The organism is Planctomycetota bacterium (assembly GCA_016125255.1).
Taxonomy (GTDB): Bacteria; Planctomycetota; Phycisphaerae; order Phycisphaerales; family Zrk34; genus RI-421.
In genome coordinates this window covers 725,700-744,570 of record WGMD01000002.1, presented here as the reverse complement: position 1 = coordinate 744,570, position 18,871 = coordinate 725,700, and the positions used below count along the sequence as shown (strand labels likewise).

Annotated in this window: 19 protein-coding genes; 11 read left to right on the top strand and 8 right to left on the bottom strand. The window is 62.9% G+C overall.

The window, feature by feature from the left end:
* Positions 1–144: 144 nt before the first annotated feature.
* Positions 145–1,242, top strand: coding sequence for a gfo/Idh/MocA family oxidoreductase (locus tag GC162_04325; GenBank protein ID MBI1367862.1), 1,098 nt, complete (start codon positions 145–147; stop codon positions 1,240–1,242).
* Positions 1,239–2,153: a TIM barrel protein gene (locus tag GC162_04320; GenBank protein ID MBI1367861.1), complete on the top strand. Its 915-nt coding sequence runs from the start codon at positions 1,239–1,241 to the stop codon at positions 2,151–2,153. Before GC162_04325 ends, GC162_04320 begins: the two co-directional genes overlap by 4 nt.
* A 140-nt stretch (positions 2,154–2,293) precedes the next feature.
* On the opposite strand, the gene GC162_04315 is transcribed toward GC162_04320, so the two are convergent.
* The 3 genes from GC162_04315 to GC162_04305 are packed head-to-tail and all read right to left on the bottom strand — an operon-like array spanning position 2,294 to position 5,938.
* Entirely contained in the window at positions 2,294–3,418 is a 1,125-nt protein-coding gene (locus GC162_04315; GenBank protein MBI1367860.1) for a hypothetical protein, read from the bottom strand.
* 3 nt (positions 3,419–3,421) lie between these two features.
* Positions 3,422–4,234, bottom strand: a complete 813-nt coding sequence (locus GC162_04310) for a hypothetical protein (protein MBI1367859.1) — start codon at positions 4,232–4,234, stop codon at positions 3,422–3,424.
* Positions 4,235–4,237: 3 nt separating this feature from the next.
* Positions 4,238–5,938: a hypothetical protein gene (locus GC162_04305; GenBank protein ID MBI1367858.1), complete on the bottom strand. Its 1,701-nt coding sequence runs from the start codon at positions 5,936–5,938 to the stop codon at positions 4,238–4,240.
* Between the two features lie 881 nt (positions 5,939–6,819).
* Here GC162_04305 and GC162_04300 point away from each other — a divergent pair.
* Positions 6,820–7,476, top strand: coding sequence for a hypothetical protein (locus GC162_04300; protein ID MBI1367857.1), 657 nt, complete (start codon positions 6,820–6,822; stop codon positions 7,474–7,476).
* A 92-nt stretch (positions 7,477–7,568) separates the two neighbouring features.
* Here GC162_04300 and GC162_04295 read toward each other — a convergent pair whose 3' ends face one another.
* From GC162_04295 to GC162_04285, 3 genes are read right to left on the bottom strand one after another with little or no spacing between them, the layout of a single operon-like run.
* Positions 7,569–8,087 carry a hypothetical protein gene (locus GC162_04295; protein MBI1367856.1) on the bottom strand — a complete coding sequence of 173 codons (519 nt, stop codon included), beginning with the start codon at positions 8,085–8,087 and terminating at the stop codon, positions 7,569–7,571.
* A gap of 48 nt (positions 8,088–8,135) precedes the next feature.
* Positions 8,136–8,273, bottom strand: coding sequence for an entericidin A/B family lipoprotein (locus GC162_04290; protein ID MBI1367855.1), 138 nt, complete (start codon positions 8,271–8,273; stop codon positions 8,136–8,138).
* A 23-nt stretch (positions 8,274–8,296) separates the two neighbouring features.
* Positions 8,297–8,581 carry a hypothetical protein gene (locus tag GC162_04285; protein ID MBI1367854.1) on the bottom strand — a complete coding sequence of 95 codons (285 nt, stop codon included), beginning with the start codon at positions 8,579–8,581 and terminating at the stop codon, positions 8,297–8,299.
* Between the two features lie 370 nt (positions 8,582–8,951).
* Here GC162_04285 and GC162_04280 point away from each other — a divergent pair, with 370 nt between their 5' ends.
* From GC162_04280 to GC162_04265, 4 genes are read left to right on the top strand one after another with little or no spacing between them, the layout of a single operon-like run.
* Complete coding sequence (locus GC162_04280; GenBank protein ID MBI1367853.1) at positions 8,952–9,116, top strand: DUF1328 domain-containing protein; 165 nt, start codon at positions 8,952–8,954, stop codon at positions 9,114–9,116.
* Positions 9,117–9,165: 49 nt separating this feature from the next.
* Positions 9,166–9,453 (top strand): DUF883 family protein, encoded by a 288-nt coding sequence (locus tag GC162_04275; protein MBI1367852.1) that lies wholly within the window; start codon positions 9,166–9,168, stop codon positions 9,451–9,453.
* Between the two features lie 4 nt (positions 9,454–9,457).
* On the top strand, positions 9,458–9,778 hold the full coding sequence (locus GC162_04270; GenBank protein MBI1367851.1) for a hypothetical protein: 321 nt from the start codon (positions 9,458–9,460) through the stop codon (positions 9,776–9,778).
* On the top strand, positions 9,759–10,022 hold the full coding sequence (locus GC162_04265; GenBank protein MBI1367850.1) for a hypothetical protein: 264 nt from the start codon (positions 9,759–9,761) through the stop codon (positions 10,020–10,022). The genes GC162_04270 and GC162_04265 overlap by 20 nt, the downstream gene beginning before the upstream one ends.
* On the opposite strand, the gene GC162_04260 is transcribed toward GC162_04265, so the two are convergent.
* Complete coding sequence (locus GC162_04260) at positions 10,009–11,742, bottom strand: peptidase M14 (GenBank protein ID MBI1367849.1); 1,734 nt, start codon at positions 11,740–11,742, stop codon at positions 10,009–10,011. The two genes, GC162_04265 and GC162_04260, sit on opposite strands and share 14 nt — an antisense overlap.
* Positions 11,739–13,376, bottom strand: coding sequence for a hypothetical protein (locus GC162_04255; GenBank protein MBI1367848.1), 1,638 nt, complete (start codon positions 13,374–13,376; stop codon positions 11,739–11,741). Before GC162_04255 ends, GC162_04260 begins: the two co-directional genes overlap by 4 nt.
* Before the next feature lie 145 nt (positions 13,377–13,521).
* On the opposite strand from GC162_04255, the gene GC162_04250 reads away from it, so the two are divergent.
* The 4 genes from GC162_04250 to GC162_04235 all read left to right on the top strand — a co-directional run bounded on the left by GC162_04250 (position 13,522) and on the right by GC162_04235 (position 18,870).
* Positions 13,522–15,378: a PAS domain-containing protein gene (locus tag GC162_04250; GenBank protein ID MBI1367847.1), complete on the top strand. Its 1,857-nt coding sequence runs from the start codon at positions 13,522–13,524 to the stop codon at positions 15,376–15,378.
* Positions 15,379–15,521: 143 nt separating this feature from the next.
* Positions 15,522–15,857 (top strand): anti-sigma factor antagonist, encoded by a 336-nt coding sequence (locus tag GC162_04245; GenBank protein ID MBI1367846.1) that lies wholly within the window; start codon positions 15,522–15,524, stop codon positions 15,855–15,857.
* Positions 15,854–17,632 (top strand): type II secretion system protein GspE, encoded by a 1,779-nt coding sequence (locus GC162_04240; GenBank protein ID MBI1367845.1) that lies wholly within the window; start codon positions 15,854–15,856, stop codon positions 17,630–17,632. The genes GC162_04245 and GC162_04240 overlap by 4 nt, the downstream gene beginning before the upstream one ends.
* The gene (locus tag GC162_04235) at positions 17,629–18,870 is read left to right on the top strand and encodes a hypothetical protein (protein MBI1367844.1); all 1,242 of its coding nucleotides are present in this window, start codon (positions 17,629–17,631) and stop codon (positions 18,868–18,870) included. The genes GC162_04240 and GC162_04235 overlap by 4 nt, the downstream gene beginning before the upstream one ends.
* Position 18,871 lies beyond the last annotated feature (1 nt).

Below are 18,871 nucleotides of genomic sequence, written 5' to 3'. Positions count from 1 at the left end.
TAAAGTGTTGGCTTTGAAGAATGTCAATTTCCGATGATTATGGCTAATATCATGGCACCATAGGCCGCGGGACACGAAGGTGTCAAATGGATATGGCAAATATCCCGGATCGATCGGATCGGTTCGGGACGTAAAGGAATGGACATGACGACTGTGGGCATTCTGGGCCTTGGCATGATGGGCCTGACGCATCTTGATATCTACCGGCAGCGCAGCGATGTACGCGTCGCGGCGCTGTGCGATATCGATGCGGACCGGCTTCACGGCCGGACGCGGGCCTACGGCAATATCGACGGGCAGGCGCAGGGCGGCGTCGGGGATCTTTCGATCCAGCGTTACGAACGGGCGGAGGACCTGATCGCCGATCCGCAGATCCAAGTGGTCGACATCTGCCTGCCGACCGATCTGCATGTGCCCTACGGCATCGCGGCCCTGGAAGCGGGCAAGCATGTCATCATCGAAAAGCCCCTGGGCCGATCGGCGGATGAAGCTCAGCGCTTGGCCGACGCAGCCGCCGCTTCGACCGGCTTCGCCTTCGCGGCGCACTGCATGCGGTTCTGGCCGGGCTGGACCTGGCTCAAGGAAGCGATCGATGCGAAGCGCTATGGGAAGGTGCTCGCCGCCACGTTCCGCCGCGTCGCCACCGCGCCCAGCGGGACGTTCTACATGGAAGGCGAGCGGAGCGGCGGAGCGCTGCTCGATCTGCACATCCACGACACCGACTTCATTCACTACTGCTTCGGCAAGCCGCAGGCCGTGCAGAGCGTCGGCTACTCGAAGATCACCAGCGCGATCGACCATGTTCATACGCGTTACCTCTACGACGACATCCCGCTTGTCGTTGCCGAGGGCAGTTGGGCCATGGCGGAGGACTTCGGGTTCTCGATGGCGTACTGCGTGAATTTCGAGCGGGTGACGGTGACGTTCAATTCGTCGGCCCGGCCGGTGATGATGCTTTACGAACCGGGCGTCAAGCGTCGCGAGATCGAAGTCAAGGGCATGGGCTACGCCGCCGAGATCGATTATTTCCTTCAGTGCATCGCCGCCGGTCGGGCGCCCGAAACGATCACGCTTCAGGACGCCGCCGATGCTGTGCGGATCACCGAAGCCGAGCACCTGAGCATCCGCGAAGGCGGCGCGTCCGTGCGTGTCACGCTCCACCCCGAACCCGCAGCGATCGGCGGCCCGGTCCGCGCGATGCGCTTTAGCGAACAGGCGGCGGCGAAGGGAGCGCGGGCATGATCAAGGGCATGAGCTACTGGTCCATGAAAGACGGCCTGGCCAACACGCATTCGATCGCCGATGCGCTCGACCAGGCCCGTGCGCATGGTTTTGGCGCGCTCGAACTGTGCATCGGCGCGACCGGCGTGATCACGCCCTCGACCAGCGAAGCTAACTGTCTTGCAATCCGCTCGTTGTGCGAATCGTCCGGCCTCGTCGTCGAGACGCTCGCCAGCGGGATGAGCTGGGGTGTGAACCCGATCAGCAATGACCCCGCCGTGCGCGAAAAAGCCATCGAACTACACGCCGCGGCGCTGCAGCGGGCGGCGTGGCTCGGCTGCGAGGCGATGCTCTTCGTGCCCGGCGTCGTCGTGAGCCCGATCGCATCGAAGGAAAAAGTCCGCTATGACCATGCCCTGACCCGCTGCCGCCACGCCGTCGCGCGACTGCTCGAAGCGGCCGAGAAGGTGCATGTCGATCTGTGCCTCGAAAATGTGTGGAACGGCCTGTTCTACTCGCCGATCGAGTTCGCCCAGTTCATCGACAGTTTCGCCTCCGATCGGCTCGGGGCGTACTTCGATGCGGGCAATCTCATGGGCGTGCATCAGCATCCGCCGCACTGGATCGAGCTGCTCGGATCGCGCATCAAGCGGGTGCACATCAAGGACTTCAAAAACGAATTCGGCTGGCAGGGGCGCTACACGTTCTGCGGCATCGGCGAAGGCGACGTGCCGTGGGCCGAGACGTTCAGCGCCCTGCGCGCCGTCGGCTACGACGGAACTGTCATTGCCGAGGTGCTGCCTTGGAACGACAAGCTGCTCGCGACGACCTCGGCGGCAATGGATCGCCTGCCGGTTCAATGGACCAAGTACACCGCACCGGCGACCGTGACCGGAGCGACATTCAGGAAATCAACGCCCGCGCCGCAATGAACCTTGGCGGGTATTGGCTCGAATGTATCGGGCCGGCGGCAAGGGCGATGACCGTGCGTTCGATCGATGCAAATCGGTCGAACGCCTTTTTTTGCGCTCGGCGTGCGATGGGGTGATGTCAATCCCATCATCACACTTCACTAATCGATGTCTTCCTTTGGAAGCGGCGGCTTGGGTTTAGGCGCGTTGGGGTCCGGCGGCGGCGGCTTGGGCGCATTGGGATCCGGCGGCGGAGGCGGGGGCTTGCCCAGACAATCGACTTTGCCCGGTATCGAAATGCGCCATTCCTGCGACGCGTCATACGCTGTCCAGCCCGCCGCGACGTCCGCTTCGTCCGCCAGCCGGCGGGCTTCGATGTAGGCGTCGTAGCTGTCGGCCCAGACGACGAACTTGAGATAATTGCCCTGCTGTTTGGTCAGGCGGACGAGGCGCATGAACGTCGAGCTGGGGCTGGCCAGTTGCTCGGCCGTCTCGCCCGCCGTCTCGCGCCGTTCGGGCACGATGTACGGGCGGAAGTTGATGACCTTGAGCCGAACGTAGAAGTAACGATCGCCCAGTTTCGCCGCGTCAAAGGCATTGAGCAGCTTCTCGCAGTCGATGAGGCCCTGCTCATTGGGCGTGATGTGCATGCGCTTGAGCGCATTTTCGACGACCGTCCGCAGCGCCTCGTCATCCGCCGGCGTGACCCGGCCGTCTTTGACGATCAGCGTCACCGGTTTGGCGTTCTCGGGGGCCTGTCGGGGATTGGGCAGCGTGACGATCTTCGTCGCCGGCGCCGCCGCCGCGGGCGTCGCCTCAAGCTGCGCCCGCAGCTTCGCCATCTGCGCTTCCATCGCGTCGAGCTTCGTCTTCAGATCGTCCGCCGTCTTCGTCCTCTGGGCCAGTTCGTCCTTGAGCTTGTCGGAGTTGACTTTCGCCGTCTTGGCCGCTTCGATCTCCGCCTTGAGCTGTTCGGTGAGCTTCTTCACATCGTCGATCGCCGCGACGTCTTCGGGCCGCTTCGTGTCAAGCTCCTTCCATCTGGCACGCAGCGCATCGACGGTCTTCTGAAGCTCCTCTCGCTGATTCTTCGCGTCGGCGAGGGCTTCGGGCGTAATGACCATCGCCGGGCTTTCCTCGCCGGAGCGCAGGATCCGCTTGACCGCGTCGCTGACGCCAAGCTGCGTCATGATCAACAGGATCACGAGGATGCCCACCACGTTCGTCATCGTGTCCAGCAGTGAGTCCAGCGACCCCTGGTCTTCTTCCTGAATGCGACGTCCCATGCGCTAGCCCGCCTTCTTTTTCTGGAAGAGCGTCAGGTCGATCTGCCCCTGGCCCGAGATCGGCAGCTTGCCGTTGCGCGTCTGATTCACACGCGCCACATCCGACGCCGTGTTGTACGTCCAGATTCCGTCCGGCCTCACTAGCAGAATCAACACGCCCTTGTCGTCGGCCCGCACTTTGGCCATGAAGTCGGCGTACGCCTCGCTCGTGGATAGATCATTGCGGCGGACCCGTGTGTCCGAACCATCGAGAATCACCACATCGTTCCGCGCACACTCGGCGAAATAGGGATGGATGTCGTCGCCTGATCCACCGGGCTGGATTTTGACCTGCGCCGGCGGCGGCGGGGCGGCCCGCTTGGCCAGCTCCGCCTGCAATCTGGCGATCTCCGCGGCGAGCGCCGGCTGATCCTTCTGCATCTGCGCGATCCGCTCACGCTGGCGATTCATTTCCGCCAGCAGCTTCGCGCTCGCATCGTCGGTCGCCATCGCGTCGTGTGCCGCCTGCTGGACCTTCAGTTCCGCGCGGGCGCGTTCGAGTTCCTGCCGAATCGCCTCCGCCTGCGCGACAAGCTGTTTGATCAGCGTCAGGTCGGAGTTCAGGTCGGTCATGTCCTGCTGAACCTTCTTGTTTTCCTCCGCCCGCTGCTCCGCTTCCTGAATCTGCTTCTCCGCATCCTTGACCGCGTCCGGGTCGAGCTGCCCCAACGCCATCGCCGTGATGAGCAGCGTCAGCACGCCGATCACGCATGCGAGAATCGACAGGAACGGGAAAAGCGAAACCGCATTTTCTTCTTCGCGGTTGCGGCGGGACATGGGTCAGTCTCCGTTGCTCGCCGGCTTCTTGGCGAAGGGCCACCAGCCGCGGCGCGGCGAGCCCTGAAACACGATCTGCTTCTCGCCCAGTTCCCCAAGCACCCGGTTGAGCGCCGTGATGCCCTCGGTCATCGCCTCAAAGTGACCGCGCAAGGAGTCCGCCGAGACGCGCATCGACGCGCTCGTGTCCTTCTCGACACGCTCCGCCCGTTCGGTGATCTGGGCCAGCAGTTTCTGCATCTGCTCAAGCTGCTCGCGGTGCGCCCCGGCCTGGCTCGTCTGCGATTCGTCGATCTCCTTGAAGATCTTGGTCCAACCGTCGACGACTTCGTTCGTCAGCGTCGAGCCGATCGACTCGAGCTTCTCCGTCCAGCTTCGCAGTTCCGCGTGATGCGCCGTCATGGCCTGCTCGATGGCCTTGCGGATCGCCTTGGAGCTTTCGGCGGCGGCGATCTGGCCCTCGTCGTCATTGATGCGCTTGAGCAGATTCTCGTTGCAATATTCGTCGATGCTGTTGAGCAGATCGTCTTCGCTCTTGCGCAGCGCGGTGGTGAGGATCGAGATGAACAGCGACATGACCAGCGCGACGAGCGTCGTATCGAATGCCGTGCTCAGCCCGCCGGTCACCGCGCCGAGTTTTTCCTTCAGGGCGGCGATGTCGGTCGCCTTGCTCATGTCGCCGCTGAATCCGCCGACGGCGGCGCTGATGCCGATGACCGTGCCGATGAAGCCCAGAATCGGAATCGCCCATGTGAACACCTTGACGAGCGCATAACTGGAATGCACCGCGTTGGCGTCGATGTCGCCCTGGCTTCCAAGCAGACTCGCCACTTCCGGATTCGACCGACGCACGCGGAAATGCTCGAGCCCGCGCAGCACGCGGTTAATCAGAAAGCTCTGACCCGGATCGGAGGGGAGCGAGCGAATGTGACGCGTGAACTGCGGAACGGTGTCGACGGTGATCTCGTCGGCGATTTCCGTCGGCAAAAGGTCAAAGAGCATGGCGTCCTTCTGGCGTCGCATGTTCATGTGCTTGAACACGAGGATCGCCAGCGACCAGTACATCAGGAACACTTCGGCATAGTTGACCCATCCGCCGTCCGTGAGAATCGTGCCCAGGTAAGTGGTGTGCAGGGGCCAGATGATCAGGTAGGACACGACGGTCAGCCCGGCGGCGATGGCGGCGGTGAGCCAGGCGGAAACGTTGGTGCCGTCGGCGCCGGACTGGGTCAGGTTCTCGATCGAACTGGTGGACATCGCCGGGTCATGCTTGGGCATCGCGGGGGCGGCGGCGGTTGGCGTGCTGGCGCGGCGCGGCGCGGCCGGGCCGGACATGGCGCTGGCGGCGGCGGCCAGTTCGTCGGTCGGGTCCTTGATCTTGGGCCTTGCATCGGGAATGTCGGCGGGGGTGAACTTGGGCACCATCACCTGATTCTTGCAATAAGGACACCGGGCGCGCTTTCCGCCGGCCTCCTCGGGCACCTTGAGATTCTTGCCGCACGATGGGCATGCGAATTTGAAATACATGCTGGTCTCCGTCGACGTTGGGAGGCGCTGGTTGGGGCCGAACGCCTGGAACCCCGACCGGGCGTCTGGAGCTGGCAAATCGCCGCTCCCACGTGAAATCATCTCCCGCCGCGGGCGGGCAGACAATGTAGTGTATCGTTTTAGGGGCCAATTCCCAAGGCGTCGGGGCATTGCCATTTATCAGGCGAGGCCGGTACACTGTCCCGGCGGTGTGTGCGGAGGTTCGCGGAGTTGTATCTATGACCCAACAAGCCGTGGCACACGCCTTGATCGTCTCGGCGCAGCCCGCAGAACGCCGCCGCCTTGTCGCATGGCTCGAAGGCCGGGACGTGACCACATGGACCTGCGCCGACCTGGCCCGCGGCGTCGCCGAGTGCCGCCGGCAGAAACCCGATGTCATGTTCGTCGATGTGGGCCTCGCCAGGGGCGGCGTCCTCGATTTGCTCGCGCGCCTGCCCGGTTACAAGAAGACGTCGATCGTGCTCATCGCGGAAGACCCTTCGATCCGTCAGCTCGTCGAACAGGCGGGGGGACGCAAGGTCATGTGCCTCATGCGCCCGATCGCCGAGGCGGACCTGAATCGCATCCTCCGCTCCGTGCTTCATCTCATCGTCCCCGGCCCGGCCAAACGCGTCCGCAAAATCAAGGACCGATTCGAATTCCTCATCGGCAACTCCGATGCCATGCGGTCGATCTACAATATGATCGCCAAGGTCGGCCCAACCGACGCCACCGTGCTCATCTGCGGCGAGAGCGGCACCGGCAAGGAACTCGTCGCGCAGTCCATCCATCAGCGCAGCGATCGCAAGACCCAACCCTTCCTCGCCGTCAACTGCGGGTCCATTCCCGAGAACCTCATCGAAAGCGAACTGTTCGGCCACGAACGCGGCGCTTTCACCGGCGCCGACCGCATGCGCCGCGGCGTCTTCGAACGCGCCAAGGGCGGCACCCTCTTCCTCGACGAAATCGCCGAGATGCCCATGGAAATGCAGGTCCGGCTCCTGCGCGTTCTCGAGGAGCACAAGGTCACGCGCGTCGGCGGCGAAAAGCAGATCGACATCGACGTGCGCGTCATCGCCGCGACGAACCGCGATACCGCCGCCGCCGTCGAGGACGGCACGTTCCGGGAGGACCTCTTGTATCGCATCGCCGTCTTTCCCCTGAACCTCCCGCCGCTGCGCGAGCGCGATGACGATGTGATCCTGCTCGCCAATCACACGCTCTCCGAATTGAACACCAAGCACGAAAAGGACAAACACCTCTCATCCCTCGGTGAAGAGCGCTTGCGCGAATACCACTGGCCCGGCAATGTCCGCCAGCTTCGCAATCTCGTGCATCGCTCGTTCATTCTCGAAGACGACACGATCGACCTGGAGCCGCTCGCCGGCCTGCTCGAGCAGAACAGCGTCGCGCCCGAATCCTGCGGCGCCGCCCCCAATGACGGTGCGTCCTGTCCGCCCGAGCCCCCGTCCAAAAAAGCTCAAAAGCCCGGGAAAAAGACGGATGTAGTCACGCGCGATAACGATGAAGCGGACGAGCGGGTGATCGAGGTCGAGGTGGGCACGCCCCTTTCGGATGCCGAGCGCGAACTGATTCTCTCGACGCTCGAACATTGCGAAGGCAACAAGAAGGACGCCGCGCAAAAGCTCGGCATCAGTCTCAAAACGCTCTACAACCGGCTCAAGGAATACGGCCAACCCGATGCGTCGGACTGATCCGCCCGCAAAAAAATCGGCGGCGGTGATGCTGGAGCAGCAGGGTATTTATCCAGCACCACCCGCCCGCCGGGATCGGATTCAATGACACATCACGGATTGCTCGAAGGCGTCTGGCCCGTCGTGGGCGTCGTCGGCTTCGGCTCGCCGCTGTCGCTGAAGCTCGCCTTCGCATCGTCGTAGGCCTTCTGCAGATCGTTCATCGCATCGTCGAACGCCTGCTTGGTCTTGTCCCATGCCTCGCCGCTGGCGTCCTTCATTTCCGCGAATTTCTGCTTGGCGACGTCATACTTCTCCGACATCGTCGTCTTGGTCTTTTGCCACGCCTCGGACGTGTTGTCCTTGGCCGAGTCCGACCAGGCGCTGATCTTGTCGCCCCATGCATCGAGCTGCCGCTGCATGGCGTTCATCGCGTCCGACGACTTTTCCTTGATGTAGTCGCCCGTCGTCCGTGCCGCTTCGTTCGTCTGCTGCTTCACGTCGTCTGCCGTGACGCTCGGCTTGGGCGTCGCCGGCTGCTCGGGTTCGTTTTCACATGCCCCCAGCGGCAGGCACAGCGCCAGCCCCAATAGCCAAAGGCAACGATTCGTATGTTGCTTCGTGCCGGTCATGTTCGTGCTCCTTGCAAAATGGGTGTCTCGGCGAAATGCCTTGGGTCATCACTCGGACGCATCCTGGATCGCTTCGCCGCCTTTCTCGATATCCTTGCCCGCCCCGTGGATCGTGTTGCAGCTCGCCAGCGCCAATAGCGCCAGCGCCGCGAGCATCATCACAATCTGTCTTCTAAGTCGTTGCATGTCAGGACTCCTTGAGCCGGCGTTCACTGTTCCCGCCCCGGACTGCGCTGGAAGGTTGATCGGTGCATCTTCAAAACCAAGGCGTGCCTTCGATCGTCCAGCTCCACCGATCCGAAGGGCACCGCAAATCGTCTGCCGTCGACCGTCAATTCGAGATACGCCACCATGCCGTTGTTCATGTCAACGATGATGTCGGTGAGCGTTCCCGCTTCTTGACCGTCTTTGTCGCAGACGCGCATCCCGATCATCTCTTTGAGGGAGTGAGCATGGTCGGGATGTCCGTCGAACTTGTCCTTTCTGTCGATCATGGTTGTTGGCTTCTATGCACATCCGGGAGAGCAATTCGCAAACTGCATGCCGCAAATCTCCGTGCGATTCACAAGCATCGACACAACATAGGGATGAACGATATTGTCGCAACGGACGGCGCCTGCGATGATTGAAAACGTCTTGGATTGTCGGGCATTTTGTAAATTTTACACGCGGCGCGGGTAAATCTTTCAATGGCATCGTCATCGGGCTGTGCGCCAGTGATGCGACTCATATCGAGTACGCGTCGCGCAATCGCACGGACGATCGTCAGATACGTTCATCCCCGCACGGCCCGGCGCGTTGACTGGCATGCGCCTTGCGATGTGAATCCCAGCGACCAAAACTTTCACCCGAAAGGAGCTCATCATGCTTTACTGGGCATTCATCTTTCTGGTCGTGGCGATTGTCGCCGGCCTCCTGGGGTTCACCGGCATCGCCGGCGCGGCCGCTTCCATCGCCAAGATTCTCTTTGTCATCTTTCTGGTGATCTTCGCCATCGCGCTGATCAGCGGACTGCTCGCAGCCCGATAGTTCATGACCGACGAAGCATCACCGCATCCGTCACCAAGAAAGGAAGACCATGACCAATCATCGAAGCAAACATGAAGTCGAAGACGATGCGCTGACCGATCAGGTGGCGCATCTCAAGAGTGATCTGACGACCCTCAAGAGCGACGTCGGCGGAATCGCCCGGGCGCTGGCCTCCCAGGGCCGGGCCTCCGCCGGCGCCGTTTATGACGACATGGAGCGGCGCGTCAACGACGTCGCCGACCAGGGTCGCACCTACGTCAAGCAGCGTCCGCTGACCGCCGCCGCCGGCGCGTTCGGCGTGGGGCTGCTGGCGGGTTTCCTCATGTCCCGGCGGTGATGCCATGATGCATGCGCTGGGTCGATTCACTGTGAAGGTCGCCGACCTGGTCGAGGCGGAGGGGCGGGCCGCACGCCGCGAAGTGTGGCGCCTCGTGGAGATGGTGCTGGTCGGCATCACGGCGATGGTGCTCTTTCTGACGGGCATCGCGGCCGTCGGCGGAGGCGCTTACCTGGCGCTCATCATGCTCATGCCCCCAGCGGCGGCGCTGACGCTTGTCGGCGCCGCCTTGCTGGCGGGAGCCCTTGTCGCCCTTCGTCTCATTCACCGCTTTTCCGATCGCGTCGAGACGAGGCACTATCATCATGACTCGCACGCCGCCTGAAAGATCGAAGCACGCACCCGTCCGTCGCACGCAACCCGCGGGCGACGAATTGACGCGCACCAAAGCCGCGCTGCTCGATGAGGCGGCGAGTCATGATGCGCAATTTCAGAAGTGGGTGAGCGATCGCCCGCTCGGTGTTGTCGCGGCGGCGCTGATGACCGGGTTCACGCTCGGCATCAGCCCCGCCGCGCGGCGCGCCGCACTGCACGCCGCGCGACTCGTCCTGCGCGTCACTTTCCGCTGAGCGTCGTCATGGCGTCGGCCCCGCCCTTGATCGACTGAACCGTCACCGTCACCGGGCCCTTGCCTTCGATGAGCCAGCGCACGTATGTCACATCGTTGCCGCCGATCGATTCGAGCTTCACGACGCCCGGCTGACGCGTCTGCTCGGTCGGCCGCTCAAAGAACATGTTGTCCGACACCAGCGCGGTGATCACCTTCAGCCCCTCCGCCGAGATCGTCACGCGATCGGGCGGATTGATGTGATGCCTGACATCGACGGCCAAACGCGTGGGCGTCAGCTTCGTGTTCTCGATGATCGCCGTCACCTCGCGCACCCCGCCGGGCATGTCCCGCACCGTCACCGACTGCACCTTCACCAGCGGCATTTCGTCGGCTTGGTAAAGCGTGAACGCCATGTTGCGATGGCATTCCTCTTCGAGCATGAACGAAGGCGGCTGGCGGAGCCAGTCCTTCTTGAACCCGCCCACTTCGATGCGCCCGTACTGCGGGTGATCCACTTCGTGCCAGGGCACGACGCCGTCACCGAAGAGCAGCAGCTTATTGAACGCCCGCTGATCCTCGCGCGAGCCGAAGAAACCCTCCGACGCCCGGCGGAAGAAGTTGAAGCCGGTGAACATCTCGTTGGTGAAGCTCACGATGCCGCGCATCGAATAGAGCCAGTCCAGTTCCGCGCCATGCGTCTCGTAAAGCTGCGTCGCCGTCTCGATGTACCGGTAGCCCGGCAGCATCAGTTCGCCCTTCGCCCCCAGCGCGTCATACACGCGCAGATCCGCCGGCTCATAACGGTCGCCCTTGACCGTCGGCCCGCGCAGGATCATGCCTCCGGCGTTGTGATATGACTGCGCTCCGGCGATGTTCAAATGGCCGGCGATGAAGTCGGCGACCATGCGATTCTCCGGCACCGACAAGGGATACCGATACGCCCCCGGCTGCTCCTGACTCGGGGCCCATAGCCACGGCCAATCGCGGTTCGGATCGTAATACCCGTCGCCGTCCTCGTTGACCTTCCCGTCGCCGTCGTTGTCGAAGCCCTCTTCGCCCAGCAGCGTGTACTGCCCCTTCTCGCCGTCCTTGACGCGCACCATCATCTGCGGGTACTCGTCATCGGGTTTGAACTTGCCGTTGGGATCGCGCACGCGCATCTGCGTGATGTTCCCGTCCCCGTCCAGATCATCCGGCCCGTCCTCGTCGATGAGACCGTCGCCATCGTCGTCAACGGGGCGCTGCCCGCTGCGGGGCGAGTGCGTGTCGTTGGGTTTGTGCATATGCGCATCGCGCGAATCGGGGCTCATCATCGGCAGAATGTAGAACGTCCGCTCGCGCAGCAGCCGCCCGATGAACGCACTGCGGTCCGACATTTCCAGGAGGTACCACGCCGTGTAGAGCGCCGCCTCCGTGCCCTGAATTTCGTTGGCGTGAATCCCGCCGTCGATCCAGAACGCGGGCTTATCGGCGTCGGCGCCGGTGGTCGGGTCGGTGATGATCATGACCCACATCTGCCGCTTCTGATACGACGCGCCGAGACTGATAAGCTGGCACTGCTTGGGGAACGCCTTGGCCAGCGACTGCATGATCTGCGTCGCAGCGGCGTAGTCGTGGTACATGTTCCACCGCACATTGACCTTCGGATCCGCCGGAGCGCCCTGCGGTTGATACGGCTTGTCCGCGCCCAAAGCCGCGCTGATCATCACACATACGCTCAATAGTCCATACTTCATCATGGCAGCGTCACCTTCGTCGAAGTTGAACCCGTGGTCGGACTGTACACGCGCATCGTTGCCTCGCCCGCGTCGCAATGAATCAGCCAGGCGAGCTCCTCGTGTCCGCCCGAGCCGGCGATCGGGCCGAACTGCCGGCGGGAAAAGCCCTGCAAAAACGTCGCGCCTTTGGGCAGTTCAATCGCCGCCTGAAGCGGATTGGGCTCACGGCTGATGCGCCCCATCTCGCTCATCGTCGGCAGATACCCGTCATTGATGATCAGCGCCGTGAGCCGATACACGCTCCCGCCCAAGGGTTCGACCTTCACATGGTCGATCTTCACGCGCGGCATCAGGTCAATGAGCTTTGCGATCGCCTTCATGTGCTTGTCCGCCAGCGCGTCCAGTTCGCCCGCCGGCGGATTGATGGCGACAAACGGCTTGAACCCGCCCACTTCGACCTTGCGATCCGGGAAGTCCGGGTGCTGGATCGGCGTCCAGTTCACGAAGCCGTCGATCTTCTCCTTGTCCATCCAGTGCAGCAGATTCATCTCGTCCGCATCGCGGCCGTCCTTTTTCTTGTCTTCCTTCTTGTCGTCCTCCTTCTTCTGCTCGATCGTCGGGGGCCACCAAGCGCGGGTGCCGAAGGACCATCGGCCGAAATCCTCATAGCACCACGGCACGAACGCGCCCTTGCCCGATCCCGCCGGCGGCGGATTCTTACCGCCGTGAAGGTCGCTGTAGATCTCCGCGAAATGACCGGCGTACATCGCATCCTTGCCCGGCATCGTCATCGACTCGTCGCGCTCGCCCCGGCCCTTCCACGGATGAAACAGATTGTCGTCCGGGCTGAACGTGAACACGGCGGCGATGTTGTTGTGATCGAACGCGAAGTCGGCCACTGCCCGCGTCTCGACTTCGCTGACCTGATGCGGGCCGGCGCCTTCCTTGAAGTAGGGGTAGTCATTGGGGAAGTTGCGATTGAAGTTCACGCCCCCCGGGCCGTCTTCGTTGAAAAGCTCATCGTGATCGTTGTCCACGCCTTCGACATAGAGCTTGTACTTGCCCGCTTCACCCTTGGATGCGTCCGCCTTGATCATCAAGCGCGGGTCATCCGGATGGGCGATCCATTCGCCAGTCGGGTCCTCGATGCGCATCATCGTGATGAACCCGTCATGGTTAAGGTCTTCAGGCCCGTCCTCATCGACGGCGGCGTCGCGGTCGTCGTCGGTCGGGCGGTGATTGGTCGATCGCTCGACATACGGCTTGGTGAAGAACGCCTCCGAAGCGTCGGGCGTTGGACGGGGGATGATGTAGAACGTGAAGCGCTTCAGTAGATCGCCCTCATCGGCGAGTCGGCGGGCCAGTCGCATGGCCAGTTCGGATCCGAATAATTGCGGCGCCTCGACGGAGCCGACGATCAACAAGGCGGGCTTCGTCGCCGGTTCGCCGTCGGCGATGGTCAGGGCGTACACCTCGCGTTTGCCGAGCGTCTGGCCCAGCGCGTCGACTTTGACGTGCGGATGTTTGGCCAGGTCGGCAACCTGCTGCGCGAATGTCTGATAATCGGTGTAGCCGGGGAGTGCGCCCGTATCGGCGGCGGGGGTGCGGGAAGCGGCGACGCACAGACAGATGAGAACATGGGCAAAGCGCTTCATGGGAGACCTCAAAATCGGGTGTCAATTCAGCCGACTGTACCCGCACGGGCGTCATAAACCAACATGGCGACGGTTAATTGGGCTGGAAAACTGGCCGATATCCCCATGAGTATCTCCGGCTAACGACGTTCGAGAGGAACGGACCATGGGTGAGAAGCAAACGGCGGGTACGGCGGCGGCGACGCATCATCGTCTGCTGCTGCGCGGCGAATCGACCATCGCGTCGATCGGCATCGCGCTGGCGGCCATTCTGCTCTGCGCCATCGGTGCTTCGGCATGGTGGACGACGCGCACGCATCGCGAGGAAGCCCGCGAGGCAGAGGCGCAGCGCATCCGCACCATCGCATCGCTATTGACCAACAGCGCCGAAACCATGCTCAACTCCGACGAACTTTCCTCGCTACGGCGTCTGGTCATCGACACGGCGCGGCAGCAGAAACTCAGCGCATGCAGCATCGTGCTTCCCGACGGGCAGATCATCGCCGACTCCGAGCCGTCGAAGATCGCCCGGCAGGAGATGCCCGACACATGGAGCGCCGGCCTGAATCCGCCCAAGGCGTCCGAACGGACGGCGGAGTCCGAACTGAAAGTCACCGCGCCGCTGACGATCACCGGGCGCGGCATGGCGGAGCTTCAGGTGAGCGGGCCGCTGGAGGTGGCGTCGAATCAGCTTTGGCCCGTGCAGGCGGGACTGGGCGTCATCGGCGCCGTGTCGCTCGCCGCCGTGCTGCTGGTGTATCGCCATTCGCGGGCGCGCCTGCGGGCGGTGGGCGCGATTCGTGAAGCATTGCTCGCCATCGTCGCCGGCGAAGACGCCTCGTCCGCGCTTTCGATCAGTTCGGACCTGGGCGTCGAAGCGACGGCGTGGAACCGGATTCTGGAACAGTCCGATACGCTCAAGCAGCAGAAAGTCGCTGAAAAAGCCCGTGAATCGCTCGGTGACCGGCGCCGGTCCAAGAGCGATCTGGATGACGCCGCCGACGTGATGCCGCAGGGCATTTTGCTCGTGGACGAGAAGATGCGATGCAAGTACGCCAACGGAGCCGCCGCGGTGTTCTTGCAGGCGGATCGCGACAAGCTCACGGGCACGGACGTGCGGCAGTACATCAGCGCTGAATCGGTGCGGTCGATGCTCGACGCATGGCTGACCGGCAAGTCGCGTCAGCGCACGACGCTCGAAGCGGAGCGCGGCGACGGGGCGACGGGGGCGGCGGGCGTCCTGCGTTGGAGCATGCGACCGGTGCGCCGCGAGGACGGCGGGTCGGCCATGATCATCATCGAAGACATCACCCAGCAGCGCGTCGCTGAGGAAGCGCGTCACGCTTTCGTCGCCCATGCGACGCACGAACTGCGCACCCCGTTGACGAACATTCGGCTGTACGTCGAAACGGCGCTGGACGACGGCGAGAACGACGCGGCGCTGCGGGCCAAGTGTCTGAACGTGATCAACAGCGAATCCCGCCGGCTGGAGCGCATCGTCAACGATCTGCTCTCGACGGCGGAGATCGAGGCGGGCTCGTTCTCGCTCAAGAAGGACGATGTCCATCTGAAGGAGATATTCACCGACCTTCAGGCCGATTACGAGGCGCAGGCGAAAGACAAGAAGATCGAACTTGTGTTCAACCTGCCGCCGAAGCTGCCGGTCATTCAGGCGGATCGGGACAAGATCGGGCTGGCGCTGCACAACCTGATCTCCAACGCGCTCAAGTACACGCCCGCCGGCGGAACCGTGCAGGTCACCGTCGAGGCGGACGAACATCAGATGACGGTCGACGTGGTCGACACGGGCATCGGCATCAGCGAGGAAGACCAGTCGCGGCTGTTCGAAAAGTTCTACCGCGCTCACGACAAGCGCATCGCCGAGATCACCGGTTCGGGACTGGGCCTGGCGCTGGCGCGCGAGGTGGTGCGCCTGCACGGCGGCGACATCGTCGTGCACTCCAAACTCGACCAGGGCAGCACGTTCACGATGAACGTGCCCTTCGGACAGGAAGCGGCGTAAGAGAGAAAATGACCAATGACCAAGCACCAATGACCAAGGTAGGAACGGCCCGCGGCCATTCATTTTGACATTGGGTATTTGAACATTCCCTTGGTCATTGGTGCTTGGTCATTGGTCATTCCCGTTGATTCGGGAGGTGGAAGATGAAGATTCACGAACAGCGCCACGGAGCGGTGACCGTGCTCCGGCCGGAAGGTCCGCTCGTTGAGCAGGACGTGGTGCCGTTCCGTCAACAGCTCAACAATGTGCGGCGGGAAAGTCTGGGACGCGTCGTCGTCGATCTGTCGATGACGCCGTTCGTCGATTCCAAGGGGCTTGAAACGCTGCTGGAGGTCACCAAGGAACTCAACGATTCGGGGCAGGCGTTGCGTCTGTGCGGGCTCAACGACACGGTGCGCGAGGTGCTGGACATCACGGACCTGGCGCCGCTGTTTGAGCATTACGAAGACGTGAACTCGGCGGTGAGGAGCTTTCTGTGAGCCAGGGCGTGGGGAAAATCCGCATCGGCGAGGCGCTTCTGGAAGCGGGCGTGCTCAGCGAGGAGCAGCTCAAGGAGGCGCTGCGCGAGCAGAAGCGCAGCGGCAAGCTGCTGGGCGAAATGCTCGTCGACGGCGGATACATCACCGGCGCGACGCTGGTGCGCGTGCTGGCGGCGCGGTTGAGCGTCAAAGGCGTCGTGTTGCGTCACGGTCTGATCGACCCGCCGCTCATCAAACTTATCGGCGAAGAGGAATGCGAGCGGCTCAAGCTCATTCCGATGTTCCGCGTGCACGACACGATGACCGTCGCCATGTCCGAGCCGCAGAGCTTGCCGACGATCGACCGGCTTCGCCAGATCACCGGATGCAAGATCCGCCCCGTACTCGCGCTCGAGGCGAACATTCTCGAGTACATCAAGAAATACGCCGGCGGCGACGTGGACGTCGATGCGTTTTTGACATCGCTCGTCGAGTCGGACGTCGAAGTCGTCGAGCGCGAAGCGGTCGATGAAGGGCCGGCGACGGACCTGGACAAGATGGTGGCGGGCAGCCCCATCGTGAACCTCGTCAACGTCGCGCTTTTGACCGCCATCAAGGACAAGGCCTCGGACATTCACATCGAGCCCGACAAGCGGGGCACGCGCATCCGTTACCGGATCGACGGCGTGCTGCGCGATCTGATGAAACCGCCGGCGGGGATGCATGCGGCGATCATCTCGCGCGTGAAAATCATCGGAAAGATGGACATCGCCGAGAAGCGACTTCCGCAGGAAGGGCGCGTGCGCATCGTCGCCGAGGGGCGCGAGATCGATTTGCGCGTTTCGTCGATGCCGACGCTGCTGGGCGAGAAGCTGTGTCTGCGCATTCTCGACAAGTCGAATCTGTGCGTACGCATGGAGGATCTGGGCTTTCGGCCGCAGGGGCTGGAGGTCTTTCAGCGCATGCTCAAGAAGCCGCACGGTCTGGTGCTCGTCACCGGTCCAACGGGCTCGGGCAAAACGACAACGCTGTACTCGGCGTTGGAGCTTTTGCGCAGCCCGGAGCGGAACATCATCACGGTCGAGGACCCCGTCGAGTATCAGCTTGACCTGATCAATCAGGTGCACGTGCAGGCGTCGATCGGGATGACGTTCGCGCGGGCGCTGAAGACGATTCTGCGTCAGGACCCGGATGTGATCATGGTGGGCGAAATCCGCGATGAGGATACGGCGCGCGTGGCGGTGCAGGCGGCGCTGACGGGTCACCTGGTGCTGGCGACGCTGCATACGAATGACGCGCCCGGCGCGGTGGCGCGACTTTTGGACATGGGCATCGAGTCGTATCTGCTTTCGACGGCGCTCAACGGCGCGGTCGCACAGCGACTTTGCCGCACGATCTGCCCGCACTGCCAGACGAAGTATTACCCGGCGGAGCATGTGCTGGCGGACGCGGGATTGAGCGACAAGACGGGCAAAGCGTTCCGTAAAGGCGCGGGGTGCAACGCGTGTCACAACAGCGGGTATCAGGGCCGGCTGGGCATTTACGAAGTGCTGGAGATCACGCCGGAGTTGCGGCGGATGGTGCATCACGCGGCGCCGTCGCACGAGTTGCGCGAGAAGGCCAAGCATGAAGGCATGCTCTCGCTGCGCGAGGAAGGCGTGCTGATCGCGCTGGATGGCAAGAGCAGTCTGGAGGAAGTGCTGCGCGTGACGGCGAGCGATGATGAAGTGTTCGAGGAGAAGGGCAAGGCGGCTGACACGACGGCAAGCGCGGCCCCGGCGGAGGCGACGTCATGAAACTGGCGTACGAAGCATATGACAAGGGCGGCAAGGTCGTGAAGAACACGATCGAAGCCGCCGACGCCAATGTGGCGACGGAGAACCTCAAGCGGCAGGGGCTGTACGTCACGCTGATCCGTCCGGCGACGGCGGCGACGGAAGCGAGGACAAGTGCGAAGCCCGGCGGCAAGCGATCGAAGAAGCGCGTCGGCAACGGGCGTCGATTGAAGAATCTTTCGATGTTCATGCGGCAGATGTACGTGCTGGTGTCGACGGGGACGCCGCTTGTCGAAGGACTCGTCGCGATCGAGCGTCAGACGAAGGACGTGCAGTGGCGGGGGATCATCGAATCGGTGCGCCAACGCGTCGAAGAAGGGCAGGCGCTGTCGATCGCCATGTCGGACCATCCCGAATATTTCGATCCGATTTGCCGGAGTCTGGTGGCGGCGGGCGAGACGGCGGGCAAGCTGCCGACGATGCTCGATCGGCTCGCGTCGGTGGCGCGCAAGCAGCAGCATGTGCGCTCCAGCGTCATCGGCGCGATGATCTATCCGGCGATGCTGCTGATCGTCGCGCTGGGCGTGCTGGCGCTGATGCTCATGTTCGTGCTGCCGCGTTTCGGCGGGCTGTTCGAGACGCTGGACATGCCGCTGCCGCCGACGACACAGGCGCTGATGTATCTGAGCAAATTTCTGCTGGCGTACTGGTGGTCGGTGCCGCCCATGGTCGCCGCGATGATTTTTGGATTGAAGTACTGGCTCAAGACGCCGCAGGGCGTTTACGCCATGCACACGATCGTGCTGCGCCTGCCGATGTTCGGCAAGATTTCGCAGAGCTTCGCCACGGCCCGGATCGCGCGGCTGATGGGCATCCTGCTTGAAAGCTTCCTGCCGCTTCTGGAAGTGCTGGCGCTGGTCAAGGAATCGACGACCAACACGCATTATCGGAATCTGCTGCAAAGGGCCGAGGACGCCGTGACGCGCGGCGAGCCGATCAGCACGGCGTTCAACAACGACAAGCTGATCAACCCGATGGTGTACGAAGCGATCCGCAGCGGCGAATCGAGCGGGCAGGTCGGGCCGCTGCTACTGAATATCGCGGGCTTTTTGGACGAAGATAACGAAGTGATCGTCAAGTCGCTGACCAGCATTGTCGAGCCGATGATCCTGATCGTGCTCGGCGCCCTGGTGGGCTTCGTGGCGGTGAGCATGTTCCTGCCGCTGTTCGACATGACGGCGATGACCGGAGCGCACTGAC

Excerpts from the sequence above, each read along its gene's own strand:
- GC162_04280 (MBI1367853.1), top strand. The coding sequence starts at position 8,952 with ATGCTTTACTGGGCATTCATCTTTCTGGTCGTGGCGATTGTCGCCGGC.
- GC162_04305 (MBI1367858.1), bottom strand. The coding sequence starts at position 5,938 with ATGGCAATGCCCCGACGCCTTGGGAATTGGCCCCTAAAACGATACACT.
- GC162_04325 (MBI1367862.1), top strand. The coding sequence starts at position 145 with ATGACGACTGTGGGCATTCTGGGCCTTGGCATGATGGGCCTGACGCAT.
- GC162_04275 (MBI1367852.1), top strand. The coding sequence starts at position 9,166 with ATGACCAATCATCGAAGCAAACATGAAGTCGAAGACGATGCGCTGACC.
- GC162_04245 (MBI1367846.1), top strand. The coding sequence starts at position 15,522 with ATGAAGATTCACGAACAGCGCCACGGAGCGGTGACCGTGCTCCGGCCG.
- GC162_04235 (MBI1367844.1), top strand. The coding sequence starts at position 17,629 with ATGAAACTGGCGTACGAAGCATATGACAAGGGCGGCAAGGTCGTGAAG.
- GC162_04290 (MBI1367855.1), bottom strand. The coding sequence starts at position 8,273 with ATGCAACGACTTAGAAGACAGATTGTGATGATGCTCGCGGCGCTGGCG.
- GC162_04265 (MBI1367850.1), top strand. The coding sequence starts at position 9,759 with ATGACTCGCACGCCGCCTGAAAGATCGAAGCACGCACCCGTCCGTCGC.
- GC162_04295 (MBI1367856.1), bottom strand. The coding sequence starts at position 8,087 with ATGACCGGCACGAAGCAACATACGAATCGTTGCCTTTGGCTATTGGGG.
- GC162_04320 (MBI1367861.1), top strand. The coding sequence starts at position 1,239 with ATGATCAAGGGCATGAGCTACTGGTCCATGAAAGACGGCCTGGCCAAC.
- GC162_04255 (MBI1367848.1), bottom strand. The coding sequence starts at position 13,376 with ATGAAGCGCTTTGCCCATGTTCTCATCTGTCTGTGCGTCGCCGCTTCC.
- GC162_04270 (MBI1367851.1), top strand. The coding sequence starts at position 9,458 with ATGATGCATGCGCTGGGTCGATTCACTGTGAAGGTCGCCGACCTGGTC.
- GC162_04285 (MBI1367854.1), bottom strand. The coding sequence starts at position 8,581 with ATGATCGACAGAAAGGACAAGTTCGACGGACATCCCGACCATGCTCAC.
- GC162_04260 (MBI1367849.1), bottom strand. The coding sequence starts at position 11,742 with ATGATGAAGTATGGACTATTGAGCGTATGTGTGATGATCAGCGCGGCT.
- GC162_04250 (MBI1367847.1), top strand. The coding sequence starts at position 13,522 with ATGGGTGAGAAGCAAACGGCGGGTACGGCGGCGGCGACGCATCATCGT.
- GC162_04315 (MBI1367860.1), bottom strand. The coding sequence starts at position 3,418 with ATGGGACGTCGCATTCAGGAAGAAGACCAGGGGTCGCTGGACTCACTG.
- GC162_04310 (MBI1367859.1), bottom strand. The coding sequence starts at position 4,234 with ATGTCCCGCCGCAACCGCGAAGAAGAAAATGCGGTTTCGCTTTTCCCG.